The organism is Paenibacillus sp. PAMC21692, assembly GCF_014303795.1.
Classification (GTDB): domain Bacteria; phylum Bacillota; class Bacilli; order Paenibacillales; family Paenibacillaceae; genus Pristimantibacillus; species Pristimantibacillus agaridevorans.
This window is the reverse complement of record NZ_CP060293.1, coordinates 7,095,373-7,117,186: the sequence shown is the minus strand read 5'-3', so window position 1 is coordinate 7,117,186 and position 21,814 is coordinate 7,095,373. Positions and strand designations below refer to the sequence as shown.

Sequence of the window (21,814 nt, the reverse complement as noted above, 5' to 3'; positions counted from 1 at the left end):
TAAACGAACATAAAACTTTACAAACGAAAAGGAGAGGTTATCGACATGTCTACAAAAGCAAGAATAAACCGGATGTTTAGCGAGCAAGGAAAATGTTTTGATGTAGCGATTGACCATGGTTTTTTTAACGAGTTCTCATTCCTGTCGGGCATTGAAAATATGAAAAACGCCGTTGCGACGGTTGTTCAGGCGGGGCCGGATTGCATTCAGTTAAGCGCAGGCCAGGCGAGGCATTTGCAAGATATTCCAGGCAAACATAAGCCGGGGCTTGTCCTGAGAACGGATGCGGCGAACATCTACGGAAACGTGCTTCCGCGTTTTCTATTCAGCGAGCTGATCGACCGCGCGATCGAACAAGCCGTTCGGCTCGACGCCGTCGCCGTGTGCGTGAATTTGCTGCTGCTTCCGGGACAGCCGGAGCTGCATCATCAATGCGTGCGCAATGTCACGCTTCTTAAGACGGAATGCGAGAAGTATGGCATGCCGCTGATGGTTGAGCCGCTTGTGATGCTGCCGAACGAAGAGAAAGGCGGCTATATGGTGGACGGCGACATTAAAAAGATCATGCCTTTGGTCCGCCAAGGCGTGGAGCTTGGCGCCGATGTCATCAAGGCGGATCCTTGCGATAACGTGGAGGAGTATCACCGCGTGATCGAGATCGCTTCCGGCATCCCGGTATTGGTTCGAGGCGGCGGACGGGCAAGCGACGAAGAGATTATCAATCGTACGGTCGAATTGATGAAGCAAGGCGCTTCGGGAATCGTGTATGGGCGCAATGTCGTTCAGCATCCGGATCCTGCAGGCATGACAGCCGCTCTGATGAGCATTGTGCATGAAGGCGCTGCGGCGGAGCAAGCGCTGGCTATTCTGAAGGGAGCAAACAACCAATGAGTAAAACGATCATTTCGTTCGGCGTCATCGGCTGCGGGCTGATGGGCAAGGAATTCGCAAGCGCGGCGGCGCGCTGGTGCCATCTGACGGACGTGGATTTCGAGCCCCGCATTGTGGCGGTATGCGACGCGAATCCGGCTGCAACGCAGTGGTTCCAGGACAATGTTCCTACTGTGGAGCAAGCGTATACCGATTATAAGGAGCTGCTGGCGGATCCAAAGGTTGAAGCGATATACTGCGCCGTGCCTCATAATCTTCATAAACAAATCTATATCGATATTATTCGTGCGGGGAAACATCTGCTCGGCGAGAAACCGTTTGGCATCGACCGCAGCGCGAACGAAGAAATTATGGCGGCGATTCGGGACAATCCGCAGGTCGTTGTGCGGAGCTCGTCCGAATTCCCGTTTTACCCGGGGGCTCAGCAGATCGTACAATGGGTCAATGAAGGCAAATTCGGCCAAATAATCGAGGTGGAGGCCGGCTTCTGGCATTCGAGCGATCTTGATCCGGGCAAGCCGATCAACTGGAAGCGGCGTATTGCAACGAACGGCGAATATGGCTGCATGGGCGATCTGGGGCTTCATGTGCTTCACTTGCCGCTTCGATTCGGCTGGAAGCCGGAGAGCGTGCGGGCATTGCTGTCCAAGATCGTCGAGGAACGTCCTGACGGAAAAGGCGGAAGCGCTCCTTGCGAGACTTGGGACAATGCGATTTTGGCTTGCGAGGTGAAGTCGGACAAGGGGCAGTTCCCGATGGTTCTGTCTACCAAACGAATTGCGCCGGGTCATGCCAATACATGGTTTATTCGCATCCAGGGAACGGAGCTGTCGGCCGAGTTTACGACCAAAAATCCGAAGCAGGTCGCTTCACTCCCTTACAAGCCGGGCGGACAGCAGGCTTGGCATATCGTCGATGCGCCATACAAATCCGCTTATGGCACGATTACGGGCGGGATCTTCGAATTCGGATTTACGGATTCCATTTTGCAGATGTGGGCGGCCTTCTGCGACGAGGTCGTTCATGGCGAACAAGGCATTTCGCAGCCCTTCCGTTGCGCGACGCCTGAGGAAGCGGCGGGTAGCCATTGCCTGTTCACTGCGGCTTTGGAATCCGGGCGGACAGGCGGAACGGCCGTTGTCGACTGGGGGACGCTGGCGTGAGCAGCCGAGGCGCCGCAAATCCGGATATTGTCGTAGCCGGACATATTTGCCTGGATGTCATCCCCGCGATTCATGGCGGACACAAAAATGCTCCAGGCGGGCATCAGGGTCATGGGCGAATCGGGGATCTGCTTGCACCCGGCAAGCTGGTTGACATTGGCCCGGCTCAGCTGTCGACTGGGGGAGCCGTCTCCAATACGGGGCTGGCCTTGCATCGCCTTGGCATCTCCGTCAAGCTCATGGGCAAGATAGGGGAAGATCTGTTCGGCGATGCCATACGGAGTATACTTGGTGAATACGGGGACGATCTTGCCGAAGGCCTGATTGTCGCTCCGAACGAACATAGCTCCTATACGCTTGTCATCAGTCCGCCCGATGTGGACCGGATCTTCCTGCATTGTACGGGAGCTAACGATACGTTTACGGCGGAGGATGTCGCGATGGAGTCGCTGCGGGGGGCAAAGCTGTTTCACTTCGGCTATCCGCCTCTTATGCGACGGATGTACGAACGGCAGGGAGCAGAGCTAAAGACGCTGCTGTCTGGCGTGAAGGAGGAAGGATTGACGGTATCGCTCGACCTCGCCAGGCCGGATCCCGATTCTCCGGCGGGGCAAGCGGATTGGGCGGCCATTCTCGCCGAAACATTGCCGTATGTGGACGTGTTCCTGCCGAGCTTCGAGGAGATCTTGTATATGCTGCGGCCGGACAAATACAATGAGCTGAGCGAGCGGCACGGCACGACGGAGTTGCTGGCTTGGGCGGAAGGCCCTTTGCTGGGTTCGCTTTCGCAGCAGCTGCTGGATATGGGAGCGGCGATTGTTGGCATCAAGCTTGGCGAACACGGCTTGTATGTGCGGACGACGGCAAGCGCCGAGCGATTGCGCGGCTTGGGCAAGTGCGCGCCCGATGCGGAACGGCTGGATAATTGGCTGAACAAGGAACTGCTGGCTCCTTGTTATTCCGTCAATGTCGTCGGTACGACTGGAGCGGGCGATTGTACGATTGCCGGCTTCCTTACAGGTCTGGTCAAGGGACTGACGATCGAAAAGATGCTGCTAGGGGCGGTAGGCGTCGGAGCTTGCAATGTGGAGAGAGCGGATGCGGTCAGCGGCATTCCGGACTGGGAGACTGTGCAGGGTCGGATTGCATCGGGTTGGACGCAGCGCGAGGCGACATTACCTCTGCCCGGCTGGACACACCGCCAATCGTATGGGATTTGGGAGAACGATCTAAGCTGAACATGGAGGAGGCGGCGACAAGATGACGTTACGAAGAAGCGAAGTGAGGAAGGCGCAAACCCGCGCAGCGGAGATGCTTGCGGCAGCGGGAATCGTATTGACCGATGAGGAGCGCGCGGGGATCGAGGTGGCGGGCTTCGGACTTGGCCATCTGGAGGAGCAAGGACTGGAACTGATTACGTACGTGAACACGGATCGGTATTGCGCGAAGGATCTTGTGTTATTTCCGGGGCAGACATGTCCGGAGCATCTTCATCCGGACGTGGACGGTTTGCCGGGCAAGATGGAGACGTTCCGCTGCCGCTCTGGGAAAGTGTTTCTGTATGTAGAAGGAGAAGCGACTCCGCGCACTCAGGCGAATGTACCTGCGGCAAGCGAGCCGCATTATACGGTATTTCATGAAATCGTTCTCCATCCGGGCGAGCAGTATACGATTGCGCCCGGGACGAAACACTGGTTCCAGGGAGGACCCGAAGGCGCGGTCGTATCGGAATTTTCCAGCACCAGCCGGGATGAGCTGGACATCTTTACAGATCCTGCGATTGTAAGAATGCCCGTGACGGTTGAGGACGAGTAGAATCGGGTTGTCCGGGGAGCCTTTCATCGAAGAAGTACTTGGGCAAAGGAGCGAACGGCATGCAGCTATACGGAGAAAAACGGAGTCGCCGCGAGGTAGAAGCCAGAGTGGGACAGCTGGGGCAAATAGGCGGAGTAAGGCGGATGACGTTGACGGAAGGCAAATCCGCGGGAGTGGAAATCATAGAGGTGCGTACAGGCGCCGGTCTTGCGTTCGAGGTGACTCCGTCTAAAGGGATGGACATCTCTTTGGCACAGCTTTGGGGAGTTCCTTTGTCCTGGCAATCGCCGAACGGCGATGTTCATCCCGGGCATTACGACGCTGACGGCACGAATTGGCTTCGCACCGCTTCCGGCGGCCTGCTGATGACTTGCGGGTTATCCCATGCGGGTTCTCCTTCCGTCGACGAATCCGGAAGCTACGGCCTGCACGGCAGAGCCCATCATACTCCGGCTTCTCTGGTGAGCGTCCGCGAGGAGTGGGTCGACGATGAGCGGATATGGGGAGTATCCGGCGTTGTCGAGGAGACCGCGATGTTTGGCAGCAAGCTTAGACTTACGCGCGAATTGACCGGGAAGCTCGGCGACAACCGGATCGTTATAAGCGACCGGGTGGAAAACGTCGGCTTCCAGCCGGCGTCGCATATGATGTTGTATCACTTTAACTTTGGCTATCCGCTGTTGGGAGAGCATACGGAAATTGTATTGCCTGCCGCCGATCGCGAGGTTCGAGAGAGCGGGGCCCCCGCGATGGACGGCATCAGCGATATGACCGATGTATTAGCCCGGGCGGCTCGCTGGGAAACGCCGGACGCCTCTATTGCGGAAACCGTCTACTATCATCAATTGCGCAACGAAGCAATCGACGCGGATGGGATGGCCCAGGCGACCATTGCCAATCCTTCTTTTCCCACGGGCGGAGTGCTGGGGCCGGTCAGCGTCACATTGCGTTGGTCGGCGGATACGTTGCCGCTGCTTGTTCAATGGCGGATGCCCGGGGCGGGCGAGCATGTGCTTGGACTGGAGCCGGCGAATTGCCGAGTGGAGGGACGAGCTGCCGAGCAGCGTTATGGCGGTCCGTTTATGCTGCAGCCCGGGGAGTCGACAACGTACAAGTTGGAGTTGATTGTTGGGTAGTTGCCGGAGATAATGAAGGCATAGCGGGAAACCAGATTATCGGAGGCCAGGAACGAATGAGGCAGAACATATACCAAACCTTGAATGCGAGACAGCAGCAAATGCTGGAGCATATATCCCGGGAGGGTGAGCTTCGTATTGCGGCGCTGAAGCAAACCTACCAGGTGACGGAGATGACAATCCGCCGCGACCTCGAGAAGCTGGAGGAGACCGGCGCGGTCAAGCGGACCTTCGGAGGAGTCATTTTTGTGGGCAAGGATATCGCTCTGCAAGAGAGGGCGGGCATTCTGACGGAAGAGAAGATTCGGATCGGCCGTCATGCCGCAAGTTTGATTCGGCCGGGGGATTCGATTTTTATCGATGGCGGGACGACAACATTGCAGGTGGCTAAATATTTGACGCCAGGCATGAATATAACGGTCGTTACGAACGCGTTGAATGTGGCGGCCGAGCTGTCCGGCAAACAAATTCCCGTGCTGATGACCGGAGGCATGCTGGTCGAGGCTACGAGCTCTCTCGTCGGCCCGATCGCAGCGCAAAACATGTCGGGCATGGCGTTCGACCGAATCTTTCTAGGCGCGACAGGCCTTAACGTCGAGCATGGCTTCAGCAACTCCAATATCAATGAAGCGGAAGTCAAGCAGATCGCCATCCGCCAATCGACGGAGACGAATATTGTGCTGGATCATACCAAGTTTGGCGCGAAGGTTCTGATTTCATTCGCTCCCCTGTCCGGTGCGCATCGAATTATAACGAATCGCCTTCCAGATGAGGGGCTGCTCCGCGCTTGCAAAGAAGCGGGCGTAGTGTTGGAGGAGGCCACTGAGTGATGTTGAACAGCTGTACTAGTATGGATCGGATTCAATTTTTGTCCCAATTTAATTTGATGAATTCCCTTTCCAGGGAGGACTTAATTGAGATGGACAAGCTCACGATCATTACTACCTTTCCGAAGCAGGCTTTGATCCAGACGCCGGACTCCAACACGGAATCGCTGTATTTTGTTAAGAGAGGGAAGGTACGGTTGTATCGCATCAATGGGGAGGGGAAACCTTTCACTTTGGATATTTTGGGCGAGGGAAATATTTTTGGGGATATGAAGGATATTTCCTTAGGTACAAAAGATCTATTTATCGAGGCTGTTGAAGAAAGCGATATCTGCGTGATGAATCAAGATCGGTTTGAAAGCTACCTGGTTAGCCATCCGCATTTTATGATGAATATGATAAAGGCAATGAGCGAACGTTTATCCCATTTGAGCAGTCTCGCGCAGAATCTGGCTCTCGGGAATTTGCACGACAGGATTATTTACATCTTGGTTGATTTGTCCAAACGCCTTGGAGTTCAGACAGTAGACGACGGTTACAGCCGGATAAAGATGAATCTGTCTCATCAGGAAATCTCCAGCCTGGTGGGGGCTTCGCGAGAAGCTGTCTCTGTAGCGCTCAAGGAGCTTGCGGAAATTGGCGCAATCCGTACAGGATTCCGCACCGTAGCGGTTAGGCATGATCTGCTTGCCCCCGAGCGGAATTAATTTCGGATGCTGTGGGTTTTGTAATCTACATTACATCTATTTTTTGCATTTGTCCCTATGATGAAGGAGCAAAGAAAAATGGATGAATCCCCAAAATTACAAGCCAAAGTATACCGGAGTGGAAAAAAATGAAAAATGAATACAGATAAAGTTTTCTCCATACCAAGCGAGGTCAAAAATCGGACAGGACCTGTTAGGGCCAGTGAAATTCAACCGGAAGTCCTCCATCTATTAAATAGCGGGTGCATCGAAACGGTTAACTTGACGGAATGGCTTGCAGTTGATCATTTTCAATTGCTCGAACGGATTCTGCTCGAGTTAGGCTTGGATCAACACACCCAATCACTGCTTTCGGAGCTGGAGAGGGTAAACGGACAATCGACTATGAAAGTAATACCTGCTATCGCAAACAAGTGGCTTACAACCATCGGTCTACAAACCGACGGGGACTCGTTGCATTTCGAAAAATTGGCAATACACCGTTCCGACAGTGTGCGCTGTTGGGCAGCTTTCATAGTTGGATTAAGCCAATTCGATCTGGATCATAAGCTAAATCAGATGCGTCGTTTTGCTGCGGATAGTCACTTCGGAGTACGTGAAATCGCGTGGATGGCCGTCCGTCAATCCGTATCGGAGCAGTTGAATCACGCTATACATAGGTTGAGTGAGTGGGTTCAGGCAGAGGATGCCAATGTTAGACGTTTTGCCGTTGAAGTGACACGTCCGCGAGGTGTTTGGTCTCGTCATATAACGGAATTAAAGGAATATCCCGAGAAGGGGCTTCCGCTGCTAGAACCGTTAAAATCCGACCCGTCCAAGTACGTTCAGGATTCGGTCGCCAATTGGTTAAATGATGCGGCCAAGTCCCGGCCTGATTGGGTGGCGGACGTGTGCCGGTCTTGGCTGGAAACGTCAAATCATAAAGCGACGATGCGAATAACGTCTCGGGCGCAAAGAAATATAGCTGGAAATGGGTGAGCGCCTTGATGCGCTCGCCTTTTTTTTCATTCTCATAGGTTGACAATTTAAATCGTATTAATTACTATTAATAAAATGTAATTATTACGATTAAACAAAAGGAGATGATGAGAATGGCCAAAAAATCGAAGGTCGTCAAGGAGCAAAAACGGCAAGCGACGGTTGCGCGTTATGCGGAAATCCGAAAGCAGCTGAACTAACCGGATCAAGGGAAAGGAGGAGCAAATCATGCGAGTGACCATTACGTTGGCTTGCACGGAGTGCGGAGATCGGAATTACACGACGACCAAAAACAAACGTACGAATCCCGATCGGCTGGAGTTCAGAAAATATTCTCCCCGTCTCAAAAAATATACGATTCACAGGGAAACGCGATAAGAGGCGAAAGAGGTTGAAAAATTGTAATCATTACTTTTTGTGGGGAGAGGCGTTCTACATATGGGAAGAAACAAGATTGTCGTGCTGCTTGCATTCGTTCTGGCGGTCGCGATGCTGGCGGGATGCAGCGGGAACAAAGGGAATGGCGGGAGCGCCGGCACAGAGGCGGAGGTTCGCGAGCTGGTATACGCGACGGCCAAGGACATCAACGACATGAATCCGCATTTGTACCCGGGATCCATGCCGGCGCAGGGGATCATCTACGAATCGCTCGTCGAGAATACGCCGGAAGGCATCAAGCCGCTCTTGGCGGAATCCTGGGACATCTCGGAGGACGGCAAGAGCTATACGTTCCATCTGCGCAAGGACGTGAAGTTTCATGACGGGGAGCCGTTCAACGCCGAAGCCGTGAAACAAAACATCGACGCGGTGCAACGGAACGGAAGCAAGCACGCCTGGATCAAGCTGTCCACGAAGCTGGCCGAGGTAAGCGCGGTGGACGAATTCACCGTCAAGCTGACGCTGACGGAAACGTATTATCCGACGCTGTTGGAATTGTCCATGACCCGGCCCTACGTATTCATCTCCCCCAAAGACTTCCTGAACGGGGAAACGAAGGACGGCGTGACGGGTTATCACGGAACGGGCCCTTACAGGCTTGAAGAGCAAGTGACGGAGCAATATGCCAGCTTCGAGGCGAATGAAGACTATTGGGGCGGAGCGCCTGCCGTGAAGAAGCTTACGGCAAAGGTACTGCCTGCGGGGGAGACGACGCTGCTGGCGCTTCAGAAGGGCGAGGTGAACTTCGTGTTCACGGACGACCGGGGAACGGACAGCATCGATGTGGACGCCATGCAGCGATTGGCGGATTCGGGCGATTACCAAATCGTTCGAAGCGAGCCCATGAATACGAAGATGATCGTCGCCAACAGCAGCCAGACCGCAAGTCCCGTCAGCGAGAAGGCCGTCAGGGAAGCCATCTGGCAGTCGATCGACCGGGAGACGATCAGCCGAACCATCTTCGGCGGCACGGAAACGCCGGCCGACGCCTTGTTCTCGCCCAACGTCAACTATGCGGACGTCGGACTGGAGAAGAGGGCATACGATCCCGATGCGGCCGCGAAGCTGCTGGAGGAGGCTGGCTGGACGGCGGCCGGCGATGCCGAAATCCGGTCGAAGGACGGACGACAGCTGACCATGAAGCTGTACTACGACGTGAACTCGTCGTCGCAGAAGACGCAGGCGGAGCTGCTGCAGAGCGAAGTGCTCAAGATCGGCATGAAGCTGGACCTTGTCGGCGAGGAATCCTCCGCGATCGCGGGCCGAAGATCGTCGGGCGATTACGATCTGTTATTCAACCAGACGTGGGGGCTTGCTTACGACCCGCAGAGCACGATTACGGCTTTCGCGTCGGACAACGCCTATCTCCACACGACGAGCGGCATCCCTCGGGCGGAGGAGCTGTACGCGAAGATCGAGCAGGTCATGGTGTCCACGGACGAAGAGACCAGGAAAGGCTTGTACAAGGATATTTTGACGATCGTGCACGAGGAGGCCGTGTTCATCCCGCTTACGAACGGCAGCGTGACGGTCGTGGCGCCTTCGGATCTGGGAGGCATCTCCTTCAAGCAAACGCAATTCGAACTGCCGTTTGAACGAATGGCTTTCGAATAAGGCTGCGGCCTGAGCAGAAAGGTTGCGGTTAGACGGGCAAGGGAGAAAGGGAAGAGAAAGGAGGAAAAGACGTGGGTCTGTACGTGTTGAAGCGGGTAGGCGCTCTTGCGCCGCTCCTGGTCGTCATCTCGTTTTTGACGTTTATATTGAACGGGCTCTCGCCCATGGATCCCGCCGAAGTCGTGCTGCATGCGCAAGGAGTGCCGTCGATCACCGAAGAGCTGATCGCGGCCACGAGGACGGAGCTCGGCATGGACCGTCCGCTGCTTGCAAGGTACTGGGATTGGCTGCTCGCCAGCCTTCAGCTGGACTTCGGGGATTCCTACATAACGGGCAAGCCGATATGGTCCCTGCTAGGTCCGGCCTTGATGAACACGCTGAAGCTTACGATCGTCTCCTCGCTGTTCATCATCGCGCTTTCCATCGTTCTGGGCGTCTTGTGCGCCTTGGGGGAGGGGAGGTGGCTGGACCTTTCGGTCAGGGGCGTCTCCTTCCTGCTCACCTCCATGCCGGCCTATTGGCTGGCGGCGCTCTTGGTCTGGTATTTCGCCGTGAAGCTGGATTTGCTTCCGACGAGCGGAATGGATTCGGCGAGCAGCTTCGTGCTTCCGGTGGCGGTCATCGTGATCGGCTACGCCGGCATCTACTTCCGGGTCGTTCGAAGTTCCATGCTGAGCAACCTGAACGAGGATTACGTCCTGTACGGAAGAGCCTGCGGCATTCCGGAGAGGAGGCTTACCATGCACGTGCTTCGCAATTCGCTGCAGGTGGCCGTGTCCGTCTTCGGTCTCGCCATACCGATCATACTGGGCAGCACGGTCGTCGTGGAAAATATATTCGCCTGGCCGGGTCTCGGCACGCTGACCGTCACCTCCATTCTGGGCCGGGACTTCCCCATCATTCAAGCCTACGTTCTCGTGCTCGCGGTCGCGTTCGTCCTGTTCAATACGGGATCGGACGTGCTCAACGCGGCCATGAATCCCCGGTTAAGGAAGGAGCTCTAGATGAAGCTGCTGAAGCGATTGTTGAAGGATAGGCTGGCGGCCGCGAGTCTCGCCGTGGTCGCGGCGACGCTGCTGATCGGGCTCTTCGCCCCGCTCTTTGCCCCGCATCCGCCGAACGAAGCCAACATGGAGCTCCGGTTCGCGGGAGTTTCCTGGAGCTATTGGCTGGGCAACGACCATCTGGGACGCTGCATTCTGTCGCGCCTGATCTACGGCATACGCCCCAGCGTGCTCTGGGTGCTGGCCGCGCTTGGAGCCGCCGCGTGTTTCGGAGCCGCGCTCGGCTTTGTCGCCGGCTACTTCCGGGGGAGGATCGACGCCATCCTGATGCGCGTCTGCGACGCCATGCTGTCGTTCCCCGGCTACGTGATGACGCTTGCCATCGTGGGCATGCTGGGGGCGGGGCTCGCGAATATATTGCTGGCGTTCGTCGTCATGAAATGGGCATGGTTCGCGCGGGTCATTCGGACCGCGGTGATGCAATACGCCGACGCCGACTACGTGAAATTCGCCAAAGTGTTGGGAATGGGGCATTTCGGCATCATGAGACGCCATATCGCGCCGGCGGCCTTGCCGGAAATCGCGGTCATCGCGAGCAGCGCTTTCGGCTCCATGATCCTGCAAATTTCCGGCCTCTCCTTCCTGGGGCTCGGCATCGAGGCGCCGCATGCGGAATGGGGCATGATGATGAACGAAGCGCGGTCGGTCATGTTCACGCGTCCGGAGCTCATGCTCGCGCCGGGGCTGGCCATCATTGCCGTAGTATCCGCCGTCAACTTTCTGTCGGACGCGCTGCAGAAGGCGCTGGATCCCAAGCTTGCCGTTTCCGGCAAGAGAACTTCCGTCTTTGCCGGCGGAATCAAGCGCGGCTTGCGCAAGAAGGAGGCGGCCTGAAGCCGATGAGCTTGCTGGAAGTGGAACATTTGCGAATATGGGACGGGGGAAGCGGCGAGGTGCTGGTGCCGGATAGCTCGTTCCGGCTGTCGCAAGGGGAGTGCCTGGCTATCGTCGGCGAGAGCGGCAGCGGCAAGTCGCTGACCTGCAAAGCGCTCATGCGGCTCAATCGTCCCGTTATCCGCCAGACCGGACGCGTTGCGTTGAACGGCGTCGATCTGACGGGGTTGTCCGATAAGGAGATGCGCCCTTACAGGGGCAAACGGATGTGCATGATCATGCAGAACGGCATGCGCGCGTTCGATCCGTCGCGTCCCGTCGGAGCTTATCTGCTGGAGGCGTTGTCCTTGCATGGCGACTGGAGCCGGAGCGAGATGGTCGCCGGCCTGTCTGCCGCCATGATGAGCGTAGGACTGTCGGATCCATCCGCCGTAATGGGGCGATACCCGCACGAATTGTCCGGCGGTATGCTGCAGCGGACCATGATCGCGCTTGCCATCGTATTGGAGCCCGACGTCATTATCGCGGACGAACCGACGACGGCGCTGGATGCCGTCACGCAATACGAAGTGGTCGAACAGTTCGTGGCGCTGCGGGGACGAATCGGCAGCGCCATCGTATTCGTGTCGCATGATCTGGGGGTGGTGCGCCGAATCGCGGACGAAGTGCTGGTCATGAAGGACGGGCTCATCGTGGAGCGCGGGGGAATCGACGGGATCTTCGGCGGGGCGAGCCATCCCTATACCCGTTATTTGGTTTCGTCCAAGGAAGCGCTCCGGAGCCGTTATTTGCAACTGATGGGGGGGGACTCGCGTTGTTGAAGGTTGAGGGCGTGAGCAAGTCGTACCGCGGGAACGGCTGGCTTGGCGGAGAACGTCGGCAAGTGCTGCGACGGATCCATATGGAATGGAACAAGGGCGAGTCCCTTGGCATCATCGGGGAGAGCGGCAGCGGCAAGTCGACGCTCGGCCGGCTGCTGCTCGGCATCGAGAAGCCGGATGAAGGGCGCGTGACGTGGGGAGGACGTCCCGTCACTGACCGCCGTGCGAGACGCGGAACGATCAGCGCCGTCTTCCAGGACTATACCTCGTCGATCCATCCCTTCTACACGGTGCGCCAAGCGCTGCTGGAGCCCTTGAAGCTCATAGGCGGCCAATGGGATGCGAGGAAGCTCGCGGAGCTGCTGCGCCAGGTTGGACTGGACGAATCGTATTTGGACAAATATCCGCACGAGCTGTCCGGGGGAGAGGCGCAGAGGGTCTGCATCGCCCGGGCCGTGTCGTCGAACCCGCAATGCATGCTGCTGGACGAAGCCATAAGCTCCTTGGACGGGTCCGTCCAGATGCAAGTGCTGGAGCTGCTGAAGGGGCTAAAAGATACTTACGGTATGGGGTATATCTTCATCACGCACGACATTATGGCGGCTGCTTATCTGTGCGACCGGATCATGATCGTGCAAAGCGGCGAAATCGTGGAAACCGTCGAGACGGAGCAACTAGGGCACGTGGAGACGGATTATGCCAAGGCATTGCTTCGCAAGGTGATTGTATAAAGGATGGCGGCGTCGCTCGCGGATTGTCCCAGCTTGATCGGAAAGGAGAACGTGTCGGTGAAAGGTGCGCTGTCTTGGCCGTTTATTCGGCTCTATATGCTTACGCTGCTCTACTTCAGCGCCAATTCCATCCTGAACGTCATCATTCCCCTCCAAGGGGAGGCGCTGGGGGCGACGAATACGACCATCGGCATCATCATGGGGGCTTACTTGCTGACGACGATGGTCTTCCGCCCTTGGGCGGGACAAGTCATCCAGCGTTACGGCCCCATCCGGGTGCTGCGGATCATTCTGATCGTCAACGGACTGGCGTTGCTGGTCTACTCGTTCACGGGTCTCGGCGGTTACCTGTTCGCTCGCGTGCTGCAAGGAGTATGCACCGCCTTCTTCTCCATGGCGCTGCAGCTCGGCATCATCGACGCGCTGCCGGATAAGGATCGTTCGCAAGGCATCTCCATGTATTCCTTATGTTCCTATATGCCGGGCATATTCGGCCCGCTGCTTGCCATCGGCATGTGGCGGACGGGGGAGATGCACGCATTTACGCTGTCGATGGTCGCCATTGCTATTTTGACCGGCGTGGTCGGGTTCACGGCCAGGATTCATCGCGCTCCGGAGGAGAAGGGCGATGGCGAAGCGGCTCCCCCAGGCAATCCGGCCGTCCAGATGTGGCAAGCCATGGGGCAGTTGGTCCGCAATCCCCATCTTCGGCGCTGCGGGACGCTCATGCTGACCGCTTCGCTCGTGTTCGGAGCGGTGACGGCGTTCGTGCCGTTGTATGCCCGCCAGATCAACGGAGTGAGCGCCGCCGTCTATCTGGTCATTCAGGCGGCCGTTGTCGTAGCCGCCCGGTTCCTGCTCCGGTCCCGCATCCCGTCGGACGGCAAGTGGAGCAACCGCTTCGTCGGAGGGACGATGCTCATGCTTGTCGCCGCTTCGGTTGCCGTCGGGCTGGCGGCGAAGGGGGGACCGGCGCTGTTCTATGCCGGCGCCGCGCTGATGGGCACCGTGCAGGCGCTGCTGTATCCGACGCTGACGACCTACTTGAGCTTCGTGCTGCCGAAGACGGAGCGCAACGTGCTGATCGGGCTGTTCATCGCGACGGCTGATCTCGGCGTATCCCTCGGCGGCATCGTCATGGGACCGGTCGCGGACCTCGCGTCGTATTCCTCGATGTATTTGATCTGCGCCGTCATCGCGCTGCTCGCTGCTTCCATTGCCCTGCGGGGACGCATGGGGAGCGGCAACGTATCGGGAGCGGAACGAGCGTCTAATCGCAGTTAAAGGGAAGAGCCGTAGAAACCGGATGATCCGGTAACTACGGCCCTTTTGGCATTGGCGAGAATTCGGCTGGCTGCAGCTTCATATGCTGCGCGGGAATGAGTCGGTCTCGCCGGCTTTATGCACAATTCATGAGCCTCCCCGGAAGGGGATAAGTCCCCCGATCTCGAATTGGTGAAGGACAGATTGCAACCGAGGTCAGGACGGAACAGCGATGGGACGCCGGCCCGTATTCACCATGAAAGGACGATGTAGAGTGGGGAACCCCCTGGCAACCGTGCAATGGTCAGCACGAAACGAGGAAATCGAGGAGCTCATCCATCAGGGAGAGAGCGTGACCGTTCATGAAATGGCGCAGGGCTTCGAAGCCGAAGTGAAAGAGCTGCGTTCCGCCAATGCCAGCTTCGTATGGAAGGTGTGGAACAAACAATCGAAGCCGCGCGTCGATGTCCAGTACCATTTGTTGCAAATCCTCGCGGAGAGAGGCATTGCCGTTTCCCGTCCGCTCGGCTGGGGCAAGGATGCCGACTGCAACCCCGTCTTGCTCACGACTTTCGACGGAACGAGCATCCGCAAGGCGGATCCGAAGAAAATAACGGAGCTCGCCAAACTTCTATCGGCCATCCATCGCATCGGCATCGAAACGGAGATCGATTCTTTCTTGCCAAGCTACGAGTTTAAAAGCTATTTTTTCGCCGAAGCCGAACAATACGAGCCTATCGACCAAGCCTTGCACGCGATCCTGCCTCAGGCGGGACTTAGGAGAGACGCCATCATCCATGGCGACTATCATCTCAACAACATCGTGGAGAACGGAGAGCGGCTAACCGTCATTGATTGGACGAACGTCCAGCGGGGAGATGCCCGGTACGACTTTGCCTGGTCGCTTGTTCTCATGCGCATCTATCTGTCCGAGAGGAACGCGGCCCTGTTCCGTTCCGCTTATCTGGAAGAGAACCCGATGGAACGGGAGGAGCTGGAGGCGTTCGAGGCGCTTGGCATCCTGAGATGGCTCTTCCTGATGAAGCGGGGCGGCACGTTCCGAAAGGCGGATACGATCAAGCGGGTGAAAGGGCTGATACAAGGCAATGGTTGGTTGGATCCTTCGCTCCTATAGGCAGGGGCACAATCATGGGAGATCGCCGTTGCGCCGTAGCGCATCGCTGCCCAAGGATTGACACCGGACAACTTTGACGATTTTTTGTGAGAGGCGCAAGCGCGAAGGAGTCCATCATCCAATCCGTTAACGCTATCTCCATATTCCGGCGCTCCAATAGTTCCGCAATGCTTGCGGCATGCTCCAAAAAATGCCCCTCTACCAGAACAAAACGTCCCCTTGGCAAACGGTATATGCATTCGCTATGGTAAGGAGAGCGGGATTGCCGCAAATAGCGGCAGAAGCCCTGCTACAAGGATCGAAATTCGACGAAAGTTAAATTGAGGGTGAATCAATCATGTTGCGAAAATTGGAAATCATAGCGACCTCGCCTGTTGAAGCGCTGGCGGCCGAACGGGCAGGGGCCGATCGCATCGAGTTGATCGCAGCCATGTCGGAAGGCGGCCTGACGCCTAGCTACGGCACGATCGTGCGGACCGTGCAAGCCGTGCGCATCCCCGTGCGCGTGATGGTGCGGCCGCATAGCAGAAGCTTCGTCTACACATCGGACGAGCTGGAGACGATGGCGGCGGATATACGCATGATCCGCGAGTCAGGAGCGGCGGGGCTGGTGTTTGGCGTGCTGACGCCGGATGGGCAAGTCGACGTTGCCGCAGTGGAGAGACTATGCGCGGAAGCGCCGATGTTGCCGGTGACCTACCACCGGGCGATCGATGAAGCGCGGGACATCGCAGAAGCGCTGCGCGAGCTGGAGCGGATCCCGTCCGTCGACCGCGTGTTGACGTCAGGCGGCCACGCCGACGGCGCATGGAACGCGCGACATAAGTTCCGCGAGCTGCAGGCGGTTACGCCGCTGAAGCTAATCGCGGCCAAAGGTTTGACGGTAGAGAAGCTCGAAGCGTTCCTGGAGGATGCCGAGGGCGTAAACGAGGTTCATTTCGGGACCGGAGCAAGGATTGGCGGCAGAGAGGATTCGCCGATCGATCCCGAACGGGTGGAGGCATGCGCGCGTCTTCTTCGCGGCGGACAGAACGAATGACAGACATCAATGAGGAGGTCGAGGGGCAATGACGGAGAAAGCAGGACTGCTCGTGGAAGAGCATAGGGGGCCGCTGGTCGAGTGCGAATATGTCGGCCATCTTGTTGCGGTCGACTTAAATGGCGCAATCGTAAGGGAGATCGGCAATCCTCGTCATGTAACTTACATGCGGTCGGCTGCCAAGCCTTTTCAGGCGCTGCCCTTCTTTGCAAGAGGGCTGCACCGGCAGTTGAAGCTCACGGAGGACGAGCAGGCGATTTTGACGGCTTCGCACCGATCGCAACCGTTCCATGTCGAGACGCTCGAATCGTTGATGGCAAAGATCGGCGTAGAAGAGCGGCAACTGGCGTGCAGCACGGCCTACCCGTTGCACGGGCCAAGCCGGGTTGAGCTGCTGAAGCGAGAAGCGCCCGCGCGACGTTTGTACCATAACTGCTCCGGCAAACATCTCGGCATGCTCGCCGTGTGCCGAGCCGCGGGTTATCCGGAGCAAGGGTACGAGCAGCCGTCGCATCCTCTACAGCAGGAGATTATCGGCCTCCTGTCAGTGTTGTCCGGCATCGACGCGGAGGATATCGCGATCGGCATCGACGGCTGTGGCTTGCCGGTGTTCGGCATGCCGATCTATCATATGGCGCGGGCGTTTCTGCGGCTGGCGCGTCCGGAGACGGTCGGCGACGGAAAGCTGTCCGCCGCCGCGGCGGATCTGACGGCAGCGATGCATGCGCGTCCGCTGTGGGTGTCGGGCAGCGATCTTATCTGTCCGGCGCTGCTGGAAGATTCCAACATTGTAGCCAAGGGCGGGGCCAAAGGCATCTATTGCTTCGCGTTGAAAGAGCAGGGGATCGGCTTCGCCTTTAAAGTGATGGACGGCAGCGAGGACAAGTGGCCGTTCGTCGTCGCTTCTATCCTCATGCAGATCGGTTACGAGGATGAGCGGACGATTGAGCGGCTGCTGCAACTATGTCCGGTGGAAATCGTCAACGGATCCGGCACCCGCGTAGGCGAGCACCGGATCGGCTTCGATTGGAACGCGAAGAGGTAGCGGGCTATGGCTAAGCGGGCCAGGAGGAAAGAACAAGACAGAGCAGAGCAGATCTGAACGAGCAGAAAGAGCAGAACGAGCAGAACGAGCAGAACGAGCAGAACGAGCAGAGCAGGCGGCGATGTTAAGAAACCGCAGCAGGATGAGTCAAATTATCAGCACGACTGCTTCATTAAGGATCATCGTGATCGCGCGGAAACGAAAGGGGTTGTCCTAACAGTCTTGCTAGATGACTGTTGGGACAACCCCTTAGTAACTCACGAACCCGTGTTGCCGTTTGTGTATGATGATAATTCATACACATCTGTCCATTCACGAGCCCCTTGTGAGCTGTAACCCAAAAAAGTCGGTTTACAGAGCCGCACGGAGCAACTTTGTGAGCTGTAACCCGAGAAAATCGGGTTACAGGGCGTAGCGGAGTAACTTTGGATGCTGTAACCCGAGAAAATCGGGTTACAGGGCGTAGCGGAGTAACTTTGGATGCTGTAACCCGAGAAAATCGGGTTACAGGGCTTAGCGAAGTAACTTTGGATGCTGTAGCCCGAAAAAATCGGGTTACAGGGCACACCGGAGTAACTTTGGATGCTGTAACCCGAAAAAATCGGGTTACAGGGCGTAGCGAAGTAACTTTGGATGCTGTAGCCCGAGAAAATCGGGTTACAGGGCGTAGCGGAGTAACTTTGGATGCTGTAGCCCGAGAAAATCGGGTTACAGGGCGTAGCGGAGTAACTTTGGAAGCTGTAGCCCGAAAAAATCGGGTTACTGGGCGTAGCGGAGTAACTTTGGATGCTGTAACCCGAGAAAATCGGGTTACAGGGCGTAGCGGAGTAACTTTGGATGCTGTAACCCGAGAAAATCGGGTTACTGGGCGTAGCGGAGTAACTTTGGATGCTGTAGCCCGAAAAAATCGGGTTACAGGGCGTAGCGGAGTAACTTTGGATGCTGTAACCCGAAAAAATCGGGTTACAGAGCCGCGCGGAGCGACATTGTGAGCTGTAACCCGAAAAAATCGGGTTACAGAGCCGGGCGTTAACAGCCCTGTTCCGTATTTATAAGCGGACCTTCCTGGAACGTCACTCGTTCGGAAGCGGAAGCTTCAGCACGATATTGGTGCCGGCGCCTTCCTTCGACTCCACCTCGATGTCGTGGGTCGTGCCGTAATGAAGCTGCAGCCGCTGCTGCACGTTGGCAAGTCCGATATGTTCGGCGTCAGGGTGTTTGGCTGCCATCGCCAGCTTCGCGCGCAGCGCCTCCAGCGTCTCCGGGGACATGCCGATGCCGTTGTCGAATACTTCGATCCGGATAAATTCGTCGGCGACATAAGCCGTTACAGCGAGGAAACCATTGTCATCCGGGCGGAGCTCCAGTCCATGGTAGATCGCGTTCTCCGCGAGCGGCTGCAGCGTCAGCTTGGGGATAGGGGTCCCCATCAGCGAATCCGGTACGGAGATATGCAGATGGAATCGGTAATCGTATCGGATCTGGTTGATCTCGAAGTAACGGCGCACCTGCTCGATCTCGTCCCGCAGCGACACCAGCGACTCGCCGGAGGAAATGCTGTAGCGGAACATATCGGCCAGCATCACCGACATTTGCGACAGCACGGGGACGCGCTCGATGATGGCAAGCGCGCTCATCGCATCCAGCGTGTTGTACAGGAAATGCGGGTTGATTTGCGAATGAAGCGCCTGAAGCTGCGCTTGCTTGCGCATCAGCTCGGAGTGGTAGACGTCCTTGATCAGATTCTCGATCCGCTCGTTCATCCGGTTGAAGCCGTGCGCGAGCTGCCCGACTTCGTCGGTGCTGTGCACTTCCACGGCAGGCGGGAATTGGCCCGACTGGAGCTGCTTCATCCGCTCCTTGAGCTCTCGCAGGGGATGGGATACGCGTCTGGCTACGAGCACCGCCAGCAATACGGCGAACGCCAGCGCGACAAGCCCGACCTGAATCGTTGTATTGCGGAACGAATCGGCATAGGTGTGTAGCTTTTTGACCGGGTCGAGGCTGACGGCTCGCCAGCCGATGCCGGACAGCCACGTCTGATTGACGAACATTTCCTCTCCTTTCCAGAGGAGCCGCTTGCCGGAAAGATTATCCCAGTCGGTGGACAACAGCCAATTCGATCCGATCTCGTCCAGATCGCTGCTGTAGACGATTCGATTTGCATTGTCCAGCACAAGCACGTTGGAAGTGTCGGTCTCGGCCATCAGCGCGGCGATCGTGCTCAGATTGAGCTCGACCAGCACGGCGCCTAGCGGAGCCGTGGATTGCGTATTGTTGATTTTGCGGCCGATGACGACCGCGTACGGCAATCGATCCGGCTGGCCGTAAGGCTCAAGACGATGAAAGGGGCCCGCCACGACCGCTTGTCCGCCTTGGGCCATCACGTTGTCGAACCAGGGCTGTTTGATCCAGGAGTTGTAGGGTTCGATGTTGCGTTCCTTGGATACGATGCGCCCGTCGGCCGAGACCCAGACGACGTTGTTCACAGGCGTTTGGATGTTCATATATCCGTACCACTCGTCGAATCGCTGGAACAGCTCGCTCTCCCATCGTTTATATCGGACGAGATCCTCTGGCGGACCCTCGTTCAGCAAAGCTTGCACTTCGCCCGTGTAGATGGCGCGGGTATAACGTTCGATCCTTTCGACGAAAGCGGCCAGCTGTACGCCAAGCATGCGCATTTCCTGCTGCCGATTGCGGATCGTCTGTTCCTCCGACGAGCGAACGGTGGAGCTGTACAGAATGACTCCGATCGCGGTCAGCGGCAAAGCCGCGATTAATACGAGGGTGAGAAGCAGCTTGGCTCTAATGCTGCTTCTCAGCTTATGCATCGAGCGGCGGATCATGCTGGGCTTCCTCCTTGAGCTTCCTCCTTGAGCTTCATAGGCGTCATGCCGTGATGGCGCTTGAACAGCTTGCGGAAGTACTTCAGATCCTGATAGCCGCAGAGCTCCGCCACTTCGTTGATGCGCCGGCTAGGATCCTCGGTCAGCAGCCGCTTAGCGAAATCCATGCGCAAGGAGGCAATGTATTCCAAATAGTTCACCCCTGTAGCCTGTCGGAATAGCGAGCAGAAGTAGCCGGGACTAATATACAGCCGCTTGGCCAATTCCGTGAGAGTAAGCGACTCTCGGAAGTGCACGTCGATATAAGCTTTCATCTCCAGCATCGCTTGCCGGATATCCGGCATCCCAGCGTCCGGGCGCTCCGCTCCAATTCCGCCGTAGCCGCCGTCTGAATCCGCCTCCGTCCCCCGGTTGGCGAAAGACCCGCTTCTCGTTCCTGCGACTACGTCATCCGCCTGTTCACCCGTCTGCCCATCCGTCCGCCCGTCCGTCGATCGACGGACGCCGTCTTCAGCCGTCCGACCGATTGTTCCGCGAATCAATCGAGGCCACTCGGCGAGCTTGTCTTCGAAACTTGATATCGTTAAACCGGCTGCACGGCAACGCGAGCCGGCATCGTCCGCTTTCCCCGCAGGCAGCGCTATCGCCGCCAGCCATGCGCCGCGAGTGCGGATGACGATCCGCACCGCCCCGGCAGGCAGCGCGCTGGCCAAGACATCGGCGCCAAGACCCGCATCCGGCTCAAGCGCCGCGACGGCGTACGCCCGCCCCGCTTCGACAAAGCCGGCGTCGGCTGCCTCCGCTTCCATTAGCGCCGTGTCTCCTTCGAACACGCCCTCCACGACATAATACAACCATTGTTCCTGCCGGTGACGCAACTGGGCCTCCTGCCGTGCCGTCTGTTCCCTGCGAGCCTCGATGATTCGCGACAACACCGCATTCAGCTCTCCGCCGTCGACCGGTTTGAGCAGATAATCGGCTACCGTCAAACGCAGCGATTGCCGCACGTATTCGAACTCGTCGTAGCCGCTTGTTACAATAAAGCCGATATCGTCGCCGTATTGCTCGCGAGCTTTTTCGATGAGCAGCAAGCCGTTCATGATCGGCATCCGCACGTCGGTCAAGATGAGATCGGCATCCGTGTCGCCGATTTTTTCAAGCGCCTCTTGCCCGTTCGCGGCTTCGCCGGCCAGCTTGATCCCAAGCCCCTGCCAGTCCACCAGCTGGATCAGCCGGGAGCGCGACAGCCGCTGATCGTCTACAATAAGCACGTTCATAGCAAGCTCCCTCCTTTGTCCACAAGTATACCGCTTGCGGGACCGATTGCAAGATACGCCAAAAAACGACCCTCCTATTGTCAAAGAATGCGCCCTTATGAAATTGAACCGCTTTCTTTATACTGAGAACATCGCCGCAAGGGAATGGATAAGAGATCGGCGTGAAGCCGACAGGAGGGGGGATACG

Annotated in this window: 20 protein-coding genes and 1 pseudogene; 19 read left to right on the top strand and 2 right to left on the bottom strand. The window is 57.2% G+C overall.

Annotated features, from left to right (window positions below; all coding sequences use genetic code 11):
• Positions 1 to 45 precede the first annotated feature (45 nt).
• From H7F31_RS28685 to H7F31_RS28600, 19 genes and pseudogenes are all read left to right on the top strand, one after another.
• A complete protein-coding gene (locus H7F31_RS28685) occupies positions 46 to 891 on the top strand; it encodes a class I fructose-bisphosphate aldolase (protein ID WP_187101592.1) in 846 nt (281 codons plus the stop codon).
• Positions 888 to 2,054 carry a Gfo/Idh/MocA family protein gene (locus H7F31_RS28680; protein ID WP_187101591.1) on the top strand — a complete coding sequence of 389 codons (1,167 nt, stop codon included), beginning with the start codon at positions 888 to 890 and terminating at the stop codon, positions 2,052 to 2,054. The genes H7F31_RS28685 and H7F31_RS28680 overlap by 4 nt, the downstream gene beginning before the upstream one ends.
• The gene (locus H7F31_RS28675; protein WP_187101590.1) at positions 2,051 to 3,292 is read left to right on the top strand and encodes a carbohydrate kinase family protein; all 1,242 of its coding nucleotides are present in this window, start codon (positions 2,051 to 2,053) and stop codon (positions 3,290 to 3,292) included. The genes H7F31_RS28680 and H7F31_RS28675 overlap by 4 nt, the downstream gene beginning before the upstream one ends.
• A gap of 73 nt (positions 3,293 to 3,365) precedes the next feature.
• Positions 3,366 to 3,869: a D-lyxose/D-mannose family sugar isomerase gene (locus H7F31_RS28670; RefSeq protein WP_261800573.1), complete on the top strand. Its 504-nt coding sequence runs from the start codon at positions 3,366 to 3,368 to the stop codon at positions 3,867 to 3,869.
• Between the two features lie 59 nt (positions 3,870 to 3,928).
• On the top strand, positions 3,929 to 5,005 hold the full coding sequence (locus H7F31_RS28665) for an aldose 1-epimerase family protein (RefSeq protein ID WP_187101588.1): 1,077 nt from the start codon (positions 3,929 to 3,931) through the stop codon (positions 5,003 to 5,005).
• A gap of 56 nt (positions 5,006 to 5,061) precedes the next feature.
• Complete coding sequence (locus H7F31_RS28660; protein WP_187101587.1) at positions 5,062 to 5,835, top strand: DeoR/GlpR family DNA-binding transcription regulator; 774 nt, start codon at positions 5,062 to 5,064, stop codon at positions 5,833 to 5,835.
• Positions 5,836 to 5,855: 20 nt separating this feature from the next.
• Complete coding sequence (locus H7F31_RS28655; RefSeq protein ID WP_187105589.1) at positions 5,856 to 6,539, top strand: Crp/Fnr family transcriptional regulator; 684 nt, start codon at positions 5,856 to 5,858, stop codon at positions 6,537 to 6,539.
• Between the two features lie 135 nt (positions 6,540 to 6,674).
• On the top strand, positions 6,675 to 7,517 hold the full coding sequence (locus H7F31_RS28650) for a DNA alkylation repair protein (RefSeq protein WP_187101586.1): 843 nt from the start codon (positions 6,675 to 6,677) through the stop codon (positions 7,515 to 7,517).
• Positions 7,518 to 7,630: 113 nt separating this feature from the next.
• Positions 7,631 to 7,711, top strand: a pseudogene (locus H7F31_RS34375) (30S ribosomal protein S14); the annotation flags it as partial.
• Between the two features lie 34 nt (positions 7,712 to 7,745).
• Positions 7,746 to 7,895: a 50S ribosomal protein L33 gene (gene rpmG, locus H7F31_RS28645; RefSeq protein ID WP_187101585.1), complete on the top strand. Its 150-nt coding sequence runs from the start codon at positions 7,746 to 7,748 to the stop codon at positions 7,893 to 7,895.
• Between the two features lie 60 nt (positions 7,896 to 7,955).
• The gene (gene cntA / locus H7F31_RS28640) at positions 7,956 to 9,569 is read left to right on the top strand and encodes a staphylopine-dependent metal ABC transporter substrate-binding lipoprotein (RefSeq protein ID WP_187101584.1); all 1,614 of its coding nucleotides are present in this window, start codon (positions 7,956 to 7,958) and stop codon (positions 9,567 to 9,569) included.
• Positions 9,570 to 9,640: 71 nt separating this feature from the next.
• Entirely contained in the window at positions 9,641 to 10,573 is a 933-nt protein-coding gene (gene opp1B / locus H7F31_RS28635) for a nickel/cobalt ABC transporter permease (RefSeq protein ID WP_187101583.1), read from the top strand.
• Positions 10,574 to 11,467 carry a staphylopine uptake ABC transporter permease subunit CntC gene (gene cntC / locus H7F31_RS28630; RefSeq protein WP_187101582.1) on the top strand — a complete coding sequence of 298 codons (894 nt, stop codon included), beginning with the start codon at positions 10,574 to 10,576 and terminating at the stop codon, positions 11,465 to 11,467.
• A gap of 5 nt (positions 11,468 to 11,472) precedes the next feature.
• Entirely contained in the window at positions 11,473 to 12,288 is an 816-nt protein-coding gene (gene cntD / locus H7F31_RS28625; RefSeq protein ID WP_187101581.1) for a staphylopine uptake ABC transporter ATP-binding protein CntD, read from the top strand.
• Entirely contained in the window at positions 12,282 to 13,019 is a 738-nt protein-coding gene (locus tag H7F31_RS28620) for an ABC transporter ATP-binding protein (RefSeq protein ID WP_187101580.1), read from the top strand. Before cntD ends, H7F31_RS28620 begins: the two co-directional genes overlap by 7 nt.
• Before the next feature lie 57 nt (positions 13,020 to 13,076).
• Complete coding sequence (gene cntE, locus H7F31_RS28615; RefSeq protein WP_187105588.1) at positions 13,077 to 14,303, top strand: staphylopine family metallophore export MFS transporter CntE; 1,227 nt, start codon at positions 13,077 to 13,079, stop codon at positions 14,301 to 14,303.
• A gap of 253 nt (positions 14,304 to 14,556) precedes the next feature.
• Positions 14,557 to 15,417: a phosphotransferase family protein gene (locus H7F31_RS28610; protein WP_187101579.1), complete on the top strand. Its 861-nt coding sequence runs from the start codon at positions 14,557 to 14,559 to the stop codon at positions 15,415 to 15,417.
• A gap of 337 nt (positions 15,418 to 15,754) precedes the next feature.
• On the top strand, positions 15,755 to 16,456 hold the full coding sequence (locus tag H7F31_RS28605; RefSeq protein WP_187101578.1) for a copper homeostasis protein CutC: 702 nt from the start codon (positions 15,755 to 15,757) through the stop codon (positions 16,454 to 16,456).
• 28 nt (positions 16,457 to 16,484) lie between these two features.
• Positions 16,485 to 17,501: an asparaginase gene (locus tag H7F31_RS28600; RefSeq protein WP_187101577.1), complete on the top strand. Its 1,017-nt coding sequence runs from the start codon at positions 16,485 to 16,487 to the stop codon at positions 17,499 to 17,501.
• Positions 17,502 to 18,574: 1,073 nt separating this feature from the next.
• Here the strand turns inward: H7F31_RS28600 and H7F31_RS28595 are convergent.
• On the bottom strand, positions 18,575 to 20,350 hold the full coding sequence (locus H7F31_RS28595; RefSeq protein WP_187101576.1) for a sensor histidine kinase: 1,776 nt from the start codon (positions 20,348 to 20,350) through the stop codon (positions 18,575 to 18,577).
• Positions 20,347 to 21,627 (bottom strand): response regulator transcription factor, encoded by a 1,281-nt coding sequence (locus H7F31_RS28590; protein ID WP_187101575.1) that lies wholly within the window; start codon positions 21,625 to 21,627, stop codon positions 20,347 to 20,349. Before H7F31_RS28590 ends, H7F31_RS28595 begins: the two co-directional genes overlap by 4 nt.
• Positions 21,628 to 21,814: the final 187 nt, after the last annotated feature.